This is a genomic window from Flexistipes sp., assembly GCF_036172515.1.
Taxonomy (GTDB): domain Bacteria; phylum Chrysiogenota; class Deferribacteres; order Deferribacterales; family Flexistipitaceae; genus Flexistipes.
On the sequence record NZ_JAXKVW010000003.1, the window covers coordinates 1 to 13,805 of the forward strand.

At 37.3% G+C, this 13,805-nt stretch carries 10 protein-coding genes and 1 pseudogene; 9 read left to right on the forward strand and 2 right to left on the reverse strand.

The annotated features are described in order from the left end of the window. Nucleotides 1-153 precede the first annotated feature (153 nt). Nucleotides 154-592: pseudogene (locus UMU13_RS11790) on the reverse strand (IS110 family transposase); the annotation flags it as partial. 355 nt (nucleotides 593-947) lie between these two features. On the opposite strand from UMU13_RS11790, the gene UMU13_RS02990 reads away from it, so the two are divergent. From UMU13_RS02990 to UMU13_RS03030, 9 genes are all read left to right on the forward strand, one after another. Then, nucleotides 948-1,751, forward strand: a complete 804-nt coding sequence (locus UMU13_RS02990) for a hypothetical protein (RefSeq protein WP_328217087.1) — start codon at nucleotides 948-950, stop codon at nucleotides 1,749-1,751. Nucleotides 1,752-2,344: 593 nt separating this feature from the next. Next, complete coding sequence (locus UMU13_RS02995; RefSeq protein ID WP_328217088.1) at nucleotides 2,345-2,962, forward strand: hypothetical protein; 618 nt, start codon at nucleotides 2,345-2,347, stop codon at nucleotides 2,960-2,962. A 184-nt stretch (nucleotides 2,963-3,146) separates the two neighbouring features. Then, the gene (locus UMU13_RS03000; RefSeq protein ID WP_328217089.1) at nucleotides 3,147-3,515 is read left to right on the forward strand and encodes a hypothetical protein; all 369 of its coding nucleotides are present in this window, start codon (nucleotides 3,147-3,149) and stop codon (nucleotides 3,513-3,515) included. 159 nt (nucleotides 3,516-3,674) lie between these two features. Next, nucleotides 3,675-5,228 (forward strand): class I SAM-dependent DNA methyltransferase, encoded by a 1,554-nt coding sequence (locus tag UMU13_RS03005; RefSeq protein WP_328217090.1) that lies wholly within the window; start codon nucleotides 3,675-3,677, stop codon nucleotides 5,226-5,228. Nucleotides 5,229-5,598: 370 nt separating this feature from the next. Continuing rightward, a complete protein-coding gene (locus UMU13_RS03010; RefSeq protein ID WP_328217091.1) occupies nucleotides 5,599-6,753 on the forward strand; it encodes a Fic family protein in 1,155 nt (384 codons plus the stop codon). Next, entirely contained in the window at nucleotides 6,750-8,042 is a 1,293-nt protein-coding gene (locus tag UMU13_RS03015) for a restriction endonuclease subunit S (protein WP_328217092.1), read from the forward strand. Before UMU13_RS03010 ends, UMU13_RS03015 begins: the two co-directional genes overlap by 4 nt. Continuing rightward, a complete protein-coding gene (locus UMU13_RS03020) occupies nucleotides 8,039-9,037 on the forward strand; it encodes an ATP-binding protein (protein WP_328217093.1) in 999 nt (332 codons plus the stop codon). The genes UMU13_RS03015 and UMU13_RS03020 overlap by 4 nt, the downstream gene beginning before the upstream one ends. A 146-nt stretch (nucleotides 9,038-9,183) precedes the next feature. Further along, complete coding sequence (locus UMU13_RS03025; RefSeq protein ID WP_328217094.1) at nucleotides 9,184-12,357, forward strand: type I restriction endonuclease subunit R; 3,174 nt, start codon at nucleotides 9,184-9,186, stop codon at nucleotides 12,355-12,357. A gap of 51 nt (nucleotides 12,358-12,408) precedes the next feature. Further along, nucleotides 12,409-12,948: a hypothetical protein gene (locus UMU13_RS03030; RefSeq protein ID WP_328217095.1), complete on the forward strand. Its 540-nt coding sequence runs from the start codon at nucleotides 12,409-12,411 to the stop codon at nucleotides 12,946-12,948. A 68-nt stretch (nucleotides 12,949-13,016) separates the two neighbouring features. On the opposite strand, the gene UMU13_RS03035 is transcribed toward UMU13_RS03030, so the two are convergent. Then, nucleotides 13,017-13,616 carry a hypothetical protein gene (locus tag UMU13_RS03035; RefSeq protein ID WP_328217096.1) on the reverse strand — a complete coding sequence of 200 codons (600 nt, stop codon included), beginning with the start codon at nucleotides 13,614-13,616 and terminating at the stop codon, nucleotides 13,017-13,019. Nucleotides 13,617-13,805: the final 189 nt, after the last annotated feature.

Genomic DNA, 13,805 nt, shown 5'->3' on the forward strand with positions numbered 1-13,805 from the left:
AATATTTTCTGGGTTCCCAAAGATGCCCGTTGGGAAAAATTACAGGAGAATGCCAAACAACCGACAATCGGGAAAATTATAGATGAAGCTATGCTTGCCATTGAGAAGGAAAATCCAACGTAAGAAAAAAGGGGACAGGTAAATAATACTTGTTGGACGTTGTTTCTTTGGATAAATGTAACCTTCAGGTAGAATATTTAGTTTTAAAAGATGAGCAAGCCAATATGCATCATCATTGTCATCGCTGTGTTTGAGTCCCTCGTATTTTTTAACAGCGGAAGGGTTTGCCAGATGTGTTTTGAAATCATTGTCCATCAGGAGATCTATAAGCCAGTACCAGTTGAAAGTAGATTCAACAACGACACCTTTAAGCTCTTTTTGGTATGGCTTTAATGTTGAAATAATTAAATCAGGATCGTTGTCCAGCTTCTTTTTGAGAATACGTTTGTCATTTTCATCTAGCACCAGCCGGAGGCTGTAAATATATTGTATACACAAATTTATCGGTCATTGACCGATGCTAGTGGAACACATCAATAATTGCTAAATAATTATTGCTTGAATGCAAGTCAAAACCTCCGTATAGTGCCATATGGTACCTCCTTTAACTTTTATGTTTGGTTCCTTACCAATAGCATAGCACTTTATGTGCATAAGTGAAGGAGGTGCCTACTTAATCTCAACTTGTTAATGATTATCAGGTAAATTATGCATTCTGGCAACCTTGCTGTTAATGCATTGATTGACAAAGTAGAGACTACAGAATATTTTTGGGGAGATTACGTTATAAATTACCTATACAGCGACCGCAATCACTGGGCGGCTAATGGTACATTTATGCAAGATCATTTGATTAACTTTGGCTGGGAAAATGAGAAATACCCAGAAATCATCTAACGTTGGTGCCCATTACCACTGGCGTTAGGTTTTAAGAAAAAGGGAGAGTAATGAGTATCAATGAGACCGTACTTGAGATGCATTTTCATAAGCCGTTGATGGAGCTTTTTAGTAGTACACTTGGCCTTGGGGCAGGCGCATTTAATTTTTACAAGTATTCCCCTCAGAGAGAATGCTTTGTCGGTTTTGATCAGGCTTTCATTCGATCCGATTTGTCCGACCAGGAAATGTTTGAAATGCTCAAGTCCAGTGCAACAACGAACCGATATAGTCTTTCAAGCACATTCATTGGTTTGTTTTTGCAGTACAAAGTAGTAAAACAGATACAACGCCGAACCCGACATACCCCGCCAGTGATTACAAGTAGGCCGTACTTAAGGGCATCATTAGATACGAAGAAAAATATTAATACAGGATTTTCACAGCACGAATTGCTCTATAACCTAAACATTAATGTTGGTGCCTTTGTTTACTATGCATGTCCAATGCTTTTCGATCGTACGGAATTATACAATACGGACCCGGATCTTGAGTTGATGCGCTTGGCGGATGTGACGAGTTGCCCTGGACCATATTCTGACAATGACTCCCATTTCATTTATTTTAACGACACAGATGCAACTCCAATTTGGTGCAGCGAACCGGTTGAAGGCAAGGCGGTTTCACCAAAACAAATGGTTGTAACAATCGGTCAGCAGTTACAAGTAGTCGCGGAGTCCGATGAGGACATGAGGCTGTGGGATAAACTCTTTTCACCAATTGAATTATCAAAAGGTGAGGAAAAGACTCGGCCTCTTGATGTCGTCCATGAAACTTTGACGATCTTGGAGTTTTTGAATGAAGAGCAAACCTAATAAGACCGTAACCGGCTTGCGTTATAGCTTTGGAGCATGGTTCAGATGAAGGATGATCTATACGTGACGTGGATTGGCAAGGCTCTACTCTCGTATCAAATGCTTGAGGAGGCTCTCAAGCTATGTATTGGTGTTTCCTATGAGATAATATGTTCCTCAAATCCATCGGAGGTAGACTTCAAGTTTTCGTACAGCAGTATAAACGATGCTCCACTAGGGAGTCTAATTAGAATGTTTTCGAATGTTTCAAAGAACGAAACATTGGTAAGCGATCTTAAATCAAAAGATGTTATCAGATGGCGAAACTTTTGCGCACACAACGCATTCATGCATGAGTTCATGAACCGAACTTCTCAGAGTTCTTTCAGTCAACATTCATCCGAAGAGATAAAAAGGGTCGCGCTACACACTGGAGAATTAGTTCTAAAAGTTGGTGAAGAACTTAAAAAGCTACAAGACCTTCATACGAGAATTCATAGTGATCGTCCCAAGCTCTAATAATGCCGTTTGTGAGCAAGTTTTTAGTGTGCATTCTGTGCTTCTAAAGTTGCCATAGAGTGCAGTGTCATAATGATGAAATAGGAGAAAAGTGCATGGAAAATCTAATTACCTTCCTCAATCAAAATTCCGGTGCGCTAACAGTAGTTTTTACAGGAGTTGTCACTTTGGCAACGGTTGCTTACGCTGTACTTACAGCTATATTGGTTATTGAGACCAGAAAACTTCGGCAAGTACAAACTGAACCCCGTATAGAAATTAGAGTTGACGCTCTTGACTTTGCGATGAACATAGTCCGATTGTGTGTAAGAAATATCGGTGATGGACCAGCGAAGAACGTTAAATTCGAACCTTTAGTGATTAATGGTGGTAAGGTTGCTAAAAGCCTTTTGGAAGAATTTCTCTCGCCGAATTTCTTTAAGACAGGTCTTAAGTATTTTGGTCCAGGTCAATTCCAGTTTTCTGGGTACACACAGACAAACAAAAACTTCGAGGCTAAGGCTATCTGTGTTCTGTGTTTCAAAGTGACGTATGAGAGTGTTACAGGAAAGAAGTATGAAGAAGATATTGTTGTTGATATGGCGGAGTTACGTGGTCGTTACCAGCTTGGTAAGCCAAACCTTTACGTTATAGCGAGAAGTATGGAGGAAATTCAGAAAGACTTTCATAATATCTCGACAGAATTTAAGCGAATCAAAGTGGATAGAATATGATAGCTAAGATCGTGAGAAAGAAAAGAAGGAATGTGAAAATTGTATGCGCGAGGCAGATAATATACCTATTTCAAAGTGGGTGAATTTTCACCCCATTTATTTGATATTAAAAAAGAGTGATTTTCGTTACAAAAAGTAAAAAATTTGGTATAATTATATGTTTTAAATAGTAAGGAGAATTGCTATGAGAGTTTTGGCTGTATTTATTTTATTATTTGTTTTCGTTTCGGCAGGTGCTTATTCAAAAGAGTTTTTTGTTGGAAGGAATGGTGAAGTGAGGGTTAAAAATTTTGATGCAAAAGTTACCCAAGATTCCAGGAGCAAAATATTTCATTTATCTGCAGAAGTTGATGGAGGAAACAAGTGTTCAAAAGGCCAGTTGTTTATCGTTTATAGCCTTAATAAAAATACATCTATAGGAAGTATGACAATACCTTTTAAAGACTATGATGGTTATTTTATGAAAGTAAAGGATTACAGAAGATACAGCAAAAAAGTAAATATAAAGGATTATTATATTTCAAGTGTTCAGTTTGCATGTTTTATAAAATAGTGGCTTTTATATACCCAAAAATCTCCAATGGTTAAGTTGATTTTTTTATGATGAGTATTATCGGATAGAAAAGTGTCATAAAAGGTTGATTTTTGCCACTGCGATGCTTTATCATTGTAATGTTTTATGATTATTAATCTTAAATAATGGGGAAAATTCATGGCGGAAAAGAATAAAAACGAGGCAAATCTCGGTTTTGAGAGTCAGATGTGGGCTGCTGCTGACAAGCTTCGTGGTCATATGGATGCTTCGGAGTACAAGCATGTGGTTCTTGGCCTGATTTTTCTCAAATACATTTCCGACGCCTTCCAGACCAAGTACAAGCAGCTTGAAGCAACCAAAGAGACTGAATACACCGATCCGGAAGACAGAGATGAGTATGCAGCTGATAATATTTTCTGGGTTCCCAAAGATGCCCGTTGGGAAAAATTACAGGAGAATGCCAAACAACCGACAATCGGGAAAATTATAGATGAAGCTATGCTTGCCATTGAGAAGGAAAATCCAACGTTAAAAAATGTTTTGCCAAAGGATTATTCCCGCCCTGCACTTGATAAATACCGTTTGGGAGAACTTATAGATATAATCAGTAAAATCGGCCTCGGAGACGATGAGGCAAAATCAAAAGATATTCTCGGAAGAGTGTATGAATATTTTCTTGGTAAGTTTGCCGCATCTGAGGGAAAAGGCGGCGGCGAATTTTATACGCCGCAATGTGTTGTTAAAATACTTGTTAATATGATCGAGCCGTATAAAGGACGTGTTTTTGACCCCTGTTGTGGTTCAGGTGGTATGTTCGTACAGAGTGAAAAATTCGTTGAGGAATACGGCGGACGCCTGGGAGATATTTCCATATATGGTCAGGAATCCAACTTTACTACCTGGAAACTGGCAAAAATGAATCTGGCTATCCGTGGCATTGATGCAAACCTTGGTAATCAACATGCAGACAGCTTTCATAATGATCTGCATAAAGATTTGAGAGCTGATTATATCCTTGCCAATCCGCCTTTTAATATGAGTGACTGGGGCGGTGAACGTCTGCGGGAAGATGTCCGCTGGAAATATGGTATTCCGCCGGTTAACAATGCAAACTATGCATGGATTCAGCATTTTATATATCATCTCTCACCGAAAGGGATTGCCGGTTTTGTTCTGGCAAATGGTTCTATGTCGTCTAATACCAGTGGTGAAGGCGAAATTCGCAAAAACATTATAGAAGATGACATGGTAGATTGTATGATAGCTCTGCCGGGACAATTATTTTATACTACTCAAATTCCTGCCTGTTTATGGTTTCTTACTAAAAATAAAAAGAACGGCAAATTTAAAGACCGCAGGGGTTACACTCTTTTTATCGATACCCGCAATATGGGTAGTCTCATTGATCGTGTTCACAGGGAATTATCCGATGAAGAAATATTGAAAATTGCCGAAACATATCATGCCTGGAGGGGAGAAGAGGGATCAGGCGAATACGAAGATATTCCCGGTTTTTGCAAAAGTGTATCAATGGAAGAAATCAGAAAACATGATTATGTGCTTACTCCCGGACGTTATGTGGGAGCACCAGAGGTTGAAGATGATGGTGAGCCGTTTGACGAAAAGATGAAACGTCTAAGCACTCAACTTTATGAGCAGTTCGCCGAGTCTGAAAAACTTGAAAAAACAATAAGGGAAAACTTGGAGCTGCTGGGTTATGGGGAAAAATAAATCTTTTGATCCTAACAAACCATATAATGAATTATCATTAATGTGCACAAAATCTATAGATTTTAGTGCATGTCTTTGTAATATGCACTGTTTTAGTGCGTGAATAAAAATTATGTTTGAAAGATAACGGGGTTCTTATTAAACGTTTCGGCCTTATCGTTTAATAATGTATATCGTTATTAAACAAAAGTTAAATAAAAAATTAAAGAGAAAGACCGAAATATTGAAAATAATAAATAAGGTAAAACATTTAGCGAAAAATGCTAAAATGTGTTAATGAGTAGATAAGATACCTTATTAAACGTTTTAACTATTTTGTTTAATAAGATTTGGCTTTATTAAACAAAAGCTAAATAAAATGGAGCATTAAATGAAACGTGGCAAAACCGGCTATTATGAAATTACAATTGCTGCAGGTGAAAAAATACATGGTTTTGTTCCGAAACCTTTGCCTCCTGAAGTTCCTGTTGAATTAAATAATGCAAGACAAAAATTGTTAGAGCGGGCAAATTTAGCACTTGGTCGTTTGGACAGTATTAGTTTACTTCTTCCAGATCCTGACATTTTTTTATATACTTATGTACGTCGGGAAGCAGTTCTATCTTCACAAATCGAAGGAACCCAATCTTCGCTTGCTCAATTATTACTTTTTGAATTGGAAGAAGCTCCCGGGGTACCTTTTGATGATGTGATGGAAGTTTCCAATTATGTGTTAGCGTTAAAACATGGACTTGATTTAGCAAAGGAACTTCCTCTATGTACACGATTAATAAAGGAAATGCATTCCGTATTACTTTCCCGCGGTAGAGGGAGTAATAAGTCTCCGGGAGAATTTCGTAAAACACAAAACTGGATTGGTGGCACTCGTCCGGGCAATGCAGTTTTTGTACCTCCACCACCACATAAAGTCTCTAAATGCATGTCTGATCTCGAACGATTTCTCAATGAAGACAATAATTACCCGGCACTTATTAAAGCTGCTTTAGCGCATGTTCAATTTGAAACTATACATCCTTTTCTTGATGGTAATGGACGTATTGGGCGGTTATTGATAGCATTTATACTTCACTACGAACAAGTGCTTTCTCAGCCTTTACTCTATTTGAGCCTTTATTTCAAACAACACCGTGCTGAATATTACCGCTTGTTGGATATTGTGCGCAAAGAAGGTGATTGGGAAGCTTGGATAGACTTTTTTTTAGAAGGGGTAGAATTTACAGCTACTAATGCTGTTGAAACAGCAAATGGATTGGTTTCTCTTTTTCAGAGAGATGAGCAGAAAGTGCAACAGTTGGGGCGAAGAGTATCTTCAGCATATAGGGTATTTAGAGTTTTTTGTGAACGTCCTATAGTTAACATTAACCAAATGTGCAACCAGACCAGCCTTTCTTTTCCTGCAGTTACCAAAGCAATCGAAAGCTTAGAACAAATCGGCATTATAAGAGAAATTACAGGGAAACAGCGTAATAGAGTGTATGCTTATGAACGCTACCTTTCTATTTTAAATGAAGGCATAACTATATGATATATAGTGGAGAAATGCAGGCAAACAGGGCAATTAAAGAAAAGTATCCTAGTTTGCCTGTAGCTGATTTATGTGAAATTTTTTTGGGCGGGACGCCTAAGAAGTCTATCTCTTCTTATTGGGGTGGTGAGATTAAATGGGCAACAGCTAAAGATATAGCTAATTCTCATTCAAGGTATATTAAGCATACTGAAAATACCATTACTCAAGAGGGTTTAAAAAATTCGGCAGCAAAACTATTAGAAAAAGATACAATTGTAATTACAGCCAGAGGCACTGTTGGTGCTATGTGTATGTTGGCTGAGCCAATGTCCTTCAATCAAACATGCTACGGATTGGTTGCAAAATCAATGGTTGACCAACATTATCTTTATTATGCGCTGAAAAACGCTTTAAACCAAATTCGTTCGCTTTCTTATGGCACGGTTTTTGATACAATTACGATGAAATCTTTTAAAAATTTGGAGATTCTATTGCCAGATTTAAGCAAACAAAAAGCTATAGCTCATATTCTTGGTTCTTTGGATGATAAGATTGAGCTGAACCGGAAAATGAATGAAACTTTGGAAGAGATGGCAAAAGCAATTTTCAAGAGCTGGTTTGTGGATTTTGATCCTGTTCATGCCAAAGCGGAAGGTCGTGACACAGGATTGCCTGATGAAATTTCAGCACTTTTCCCTGACCGTTTCGAAGGTTCGGAGTTGGGGCAGATTCCAAAAGGATGGAAAATGTTACCTTTAGATCAAATTGCTGACTTTTTAAATGGTTTAGCATTACAAAAATTTCCGCCTGCTAATGAGCCAAATAAGCTCCCCATTATTAAAATTGCGCAGTTACGAAAGGGTAACACAACAAACAGCGATTATGCTTCATCAAATTTAGAAAAAAAATTTATTGTTGAGGATGGTGATGTTCTTTTTTCTTGGTCTGGAAGCTTGTTAGTTAAGATTTGGTGCGGTGGTAAAGGTGCGCTTAATCAACACTTGTTTAAAGTTACATCTAAAAAGTTTCCTAAATGGTTTTATTTTTTATGGTCTAGTTATCACTTAAATGAATTTATAAATATTGCATCAACTAAAGTAACAACTATGGGACATATTCAAAGGAAACATTTAAAACAAGCTATGTGCTTTATACCACCTGAGGAGGTTATGAGACAAATAGACGATTTGTTTCATAATATTGTAGATAAAATCATTGCAAATAACGTAGAAGATAAATCGCTGTACCTTTTAAGAGGGGAACTTTTACCTAAATTAATCAATGGAGAAATAGGGATGGGGTTATGAACCAAAAACAATTTGAAGAGATAATTTCTTTAAAGACAAATGGGCGCATGCAGCACAAAGAAAGCCAAAAATTAGAATTCAAAGCCAATTTTAACTTTAGTTCTATGAACGAATATTCAAAAATAATGGCCGCATTTGCAAATAATGCTGGTGGAATTATTGTTTTTGGTGTCAAAGATAAACCTCGTTCACCTATAGGTGTGACCAATAATAACTTCTTTGAAACTGACAATGAAAAAATTAGTAATTATTTGAACGAACATTTTGCCCCTGTAATAGATTGGGAAAGTGATGATTTTGAAATAAATGGTAAAAATTTTGGCACAATTTTAGTTAATGAATCTAATAATAAACCGGTTGTTTGTAAAAAAGAAACAAAAGGACAAAAAGCAAGGGAAGGCGATATATTTTACCGATACAGCGCTAGAAACGATAGAATAAAATATCCTGATTTAAGCATAATGTTGGAAAAAAACAGGTTGGCTGAACAGAAAAAATGGATGGAGCTCATTGAAAATATTGCCGAAGCTGGACCACAAAACATAATGCTTATGGATGTATTGAGGGGTGAGATACCAAGTAGTACTGATGCAAAAATCATTATAGACAAGGAACTTTTGGAAAAAATAAAATTTGTGCAAGAAGGCCATTTTGTCGAAAAGAATGGTGCTCCAGCACTCAAACTTGTGGGAACTGTTAAGCAAACTGAAACCGTTGTTCCAAATTTTAACTTAGATGAAGATTTTTTAACAACAAAAGAATTAGCTGAGAGATTAGGTTTACTTTCTGAAAAAGGCTCAACTAATTATATGACTGCTGTGATATGGAAATATAATATTCAAAATAATAGTAAATTTTTCCAGAAAAAAAGGGGCCAGAAATTTTACAGTAAACTTGCACTTGAACATTTACAATCAAAAAACATAACTTTAGATCAAGCAAAACAGGCTTTGCGAGATTATAATACTTACAAAAAATCATTAAATGCTAAATAACTTGAATAAACTGATCAAAGACATGCTGGAATACGTTTTAATATATTTTTAAAAGAGATTGTGTAAGAGTATTCTCATTGGTTTTTTTGTAGTAAAGTAAGGATAATCGGGTGAGAAATTTGTATCTACCATTATAGGATCTAATTATGGGGAATATAAACGAAACATCACTTGAAAGAAGTGTTCTTAAATGGTTTGAAGCTCTTGGCTGGGATACTGCTTTCGGTCCTGACATTAGTCCCGATGGTAAAAATGCCGAACGTGAGGATTATGAACAGGTCGTTTTGCCCGGAAGGCTTCAAAATGCACTGGAAAGCATCAATCCGAACATTCCATCAGATGTAACAAATGAAGCCATTCGTAAAATTACTATTAGTGAATCACCTAACTTAATAGAAAGTAACAGACGTTTTCATCGGATGCTTACCGATGGTGTGGATATATCATATATGGATGACGGTAGAGAAGTTTATGATAAAATATGGCTTCTTGATTTGGAAAATCCTGAAAATAATGATTGGCTTGTGGTTAATCAGTTTACAGTGCTGCATAACCGAAAGGACAGACGACCTGATATCGTTGTTTTTGTAAACGGGCTGCCTTTGGGGGTTATTGAGCTTAAAAATCCTGTTTATGAAAATGCCACAATATACCATGCGTATAATCAGATACAGACTTATAAATCCGATATTCCCGATCTCTTTAATTTCAACGAGTTAGTCATAATTTCCGACGGTTTGGAGGCAAAAGCCGGTACAATTACCAGCGGTTGGGACAGATTTATGCCGTGGCGAACTATTGAAGGTGATGATGTGGCTCCCAAAGGTTCTTTAGAGTCAAATGTATTAGTAAAAGGGATTTTCGAGAAAAATAGATTTCTGGATTTGATATTGAATTTTACCGTTTTTGATGATGACGGAGTTAATATTGCAAAAAAGTCGGCGGCTTATCACCAGTACCATGCAGTGAATAAAGCGATAGAGTGCACATTGTCAGCGTGCGGTATAGATGCTGATCCCGGGATGCTCTATGCCCGATTTCCTGAGTATGATGAAAATAATCCGCATAAAGTGAGTGAAGATGCCAATGGCTATGGTCCTGGTTCTGATCATTTCGGCGGTCACCGTATAGGTGTGATCTGGCATACACAGGGCAGCGGTAAAAGCTTACTAATGGCGTTTTTTGCAGGCAAAGTTATCAGACATCCTGCTATGAAAAATCCCACTTTGTTAGTTATTACTGACCGTAATGATCTTGATGAGCAGCTTTTCAATACATTTTCATCCTGCCGGGATTTGCTCCGGCAGACGCCTGTTCAGGCGGGAAGTCGTGAACATCTTAAAAGTTTGCTCCATGTTCCTGCCGGTGGTGTCATTTTTACTACCATTCAGAAATTTATGCCTGATGAAAAAGGTGTACAATATCCGAAACTGTCTGATCGGGAAAATATTGTTGTGATTGCAGATGAGGCTCACAGAAGCCAGTATGACTTTATAGACGGTTTTGCCCGCCATATGCACGATGCTTTGCCCAATGCTTCTTTTATAGGATTTACAGGAACACCTATCGAACGTGATGATAAGAGTACACCGGCAGTTTTTGGCAATTATATTGATAAATATGATATTCTGCGTGCTGTTGAAGATGGTGCAACAGTGCCGATATATTATGAGGGCAGATTGGCAAAGATAGATTTACAGGAAAATGAAAAACCCAAAATAGATCCGGAATTTGAAGAGATTACAGAGGGTGAAGAGGAAACCAAAAAACAGAGATTGCGTACAAAATGGGCAGCTTTGGAAGCAATGGTGGGAGCTGAAAAAAGATTATCTTTGGTCGTGGATGATTTATTAAATCACTTTGAAAGCCGTCTGGAAGTTATGGACGGCAAAGCCATGATCGTTTGTATGAGCAGGCGTATTTGTGTGGATATGTACAATGAAATTGTAAAACGGAAACCTGACTGGCATAGCGATGATGACAATAATGGTACAGTGAAGATTGTAATGTCAGGTTCAGCTTCGGATTGTGCGGAATGGCAGCCCCACATAAGAAGTAAAAATAAACGTGAGGATATTGCGAAAAGATTTAAAGATCCCGAAGATCCGTTGAGAATTGTTATTGTCAGGGATATGTGGCTTACCGGTTTTGACTGTCCCCCGTTGCATACCATGTATGTTGATAAACCGATGCGGGGGCACAATCTCATGCAGGCTATTGCCAGGGTAAACAGAGTATTTAAAGATAAGCCGGGTGGTTTGATTGTTGATTACATAGGAATTGCCGACCAACTGAAACAGGCATTAAATGACTACACTGAAGCCGGAGGCAGAGGCAGTGCCACAATTGATCAGGATGAAGCGGTTAATATAATGCTGGAGAAATATCATGTGGTCGTCTCCATGATGCACGGCTTTGATTATAAAGCGTTGCTGAAGTCATCTTCAGAAAAACGTCTTGAAGGCATTGCGGCAGCTATGGAACATATACTTCAGCTTGATGATGGTAAAAAACGTTATTTGCAGGAAGTGACGGCCCTTTCCAAAGCTTTTGCACTTGCTGTGCCCCATGAGAAGGCTCTTGAAATAAGGGATAAAGTAGGTTTTTTTCAGGAAGTTCGTTCCGGTCTGGCTAAAGCAACGGCAAACGGCAGTGGCAAGTCACCGGAACAGTTGGATTCTGCAATCAGGCAGCTTGTATCTAAAGCTGTGAGTTCCCAGGGAATTGTTGATATTTTTGCAGAGGCGGGGCTCAATAAACCGGATATTTCTATTCTTTCGGATGATTTTCTTAGTGAAGTTAAACGAATGCCTCACAGAAATCTGGCTGTGGAAATGCTTAATAAATTATTGAAAGATGAGATAAAGACTAAATCGCGTAAAAATGTTGTACAGGCCAGGTCATTTTCTGAGATGCTGGAAAAAAGTATTCGGAAATATCACAACCGGGCTATTGAAGCTGCACAGGTTATTGAAGAACTTATTAAATTGGCAAAGGAAATGAGGGAAGCTCAAAACAGGGGTGAAAGTCTTGGAATGACAGATGATGAGGTTGCATTTTATGATGCACTGGAAACCAATGATAGTGCTGTCAAAGTGTTGGGAGATGATACGTTAAAGACAATTGCCCACGAACTTGTGGAGGCTGTAAAGCGCAATGTAACCATAGATTGGGATCAGAGAGAAAATGCACGGGCTCATATACGCGTGATAGTGAAGCGAATTTTAAGGCAATATGGATATCCGCCGGACAAGCAGGAAAAAGCAACCCAAACAGTGCTTGAACAGGCAAAGGTAATTTGTGCTGAATGGGTGAATTAAAATATATTGTGTGTTTATGAAATTTAAATTTGTCTATTAAAGGAAAATTAAATGATCTGCGAGTCAAGTTATTGGAAAGATAAGCTTATTTCAACAGCCTCTTTTCTTAAAGAGAAAAAACAACAGAAACAGTGGCGTGCTTCGTCATATGCCAAAGTTGAACAGGAAATTATAATTTCTTTTTATAGCATACGAAAACTAATGGATTCAAATAAATTAAGTGAAAATATTATTAAGTACGACATACCAGTTGTTGAATATTCTGCCAGAGATAAACAGGCTTTTTTCCTTAATATTCATAAAATTGATGAACTTTATGAATTAGACAAACCAAAAGAAAAATCCATAAAGCTGAGGTCTCTTTGTAACATAATTGTTCACAGTTATATATTTCAGATTGTTACTAAGCACGATAATAAAGGTTTTGATTCAATATTGTTTAATTCGGATTATACAAAAGATAAAGTTTTGTATTGTATTTTGGTAGATGAATTAATAAAGATTATTGAAACAATAGGTCAAAACTATCCGTGGAAATTCAATTATAAATATGATTGGTCTATGGACAACTTTAAAATAGAATGTAAATAAAGTATAATAATAGGTATAAGTTTTTCTATTTTAGTTAAATATACCCCGCCTCATCAGGCGGGGTGGTGCTAATATACTTTTTTATTATTTATTTTTAGTGTTGGTATTTTCATATTGTGTTTCTTGGCGGTTTCCGCCAGATTATTCCGCATTATTTTCCTTTGTTCTATGATCCCGGAATAACCGGGTATATTATTTAGACGTTGCCAGATAAGAGCAACTTTGTTTAAATGTCTGTATTCGATAGCCTCAATAAGTTGATACTTTATATCTCTATAGCATGTTTTTTCGAGAAAAACAGTGTAGCTGCGACCTGCCCTGTTTTTCCCTATTTTTAAAATCAATATTTCTCCTGTTTTGATATATATTGGATTTGTATCAATATGTACAAACCTGTCGTCTTGTGAAACATCCCATTCGCCGGCAGTGTGGAAAATAAGAGAATAATTATGCCATCTGGTAAATGCAAAATTGACAAGGCCTTTCTTTTTCCTCTTGTATTTTACATCCTTGGTATATATCGGGTATTTGCTTTTCAGTTTCTCATCTATTTTTTCCCATCTGTTTTGTTTATGTTCAGGATACATAGTCAGACAATAAAAAGTGTATCCATGTGATAAATAATTTATAGTAGTCTTAATAAAATCCTGCCATTTTCTATAAACCATATTCACCTCCCGGTAATTTAATTGGTTTAAAGGCCGCCAGGCCACTGGAACTTAATAAAAAATAAAAAGGGGTTGCCAGCCCCAATGAAATCGGAACAAGGTGAGGACTTTCGAGTGCCGTATTCTATTGTGGATTGCCAGTCCACACGACTTGGATATTCACTGCCCTGCAAATATCCTCTGACTCTA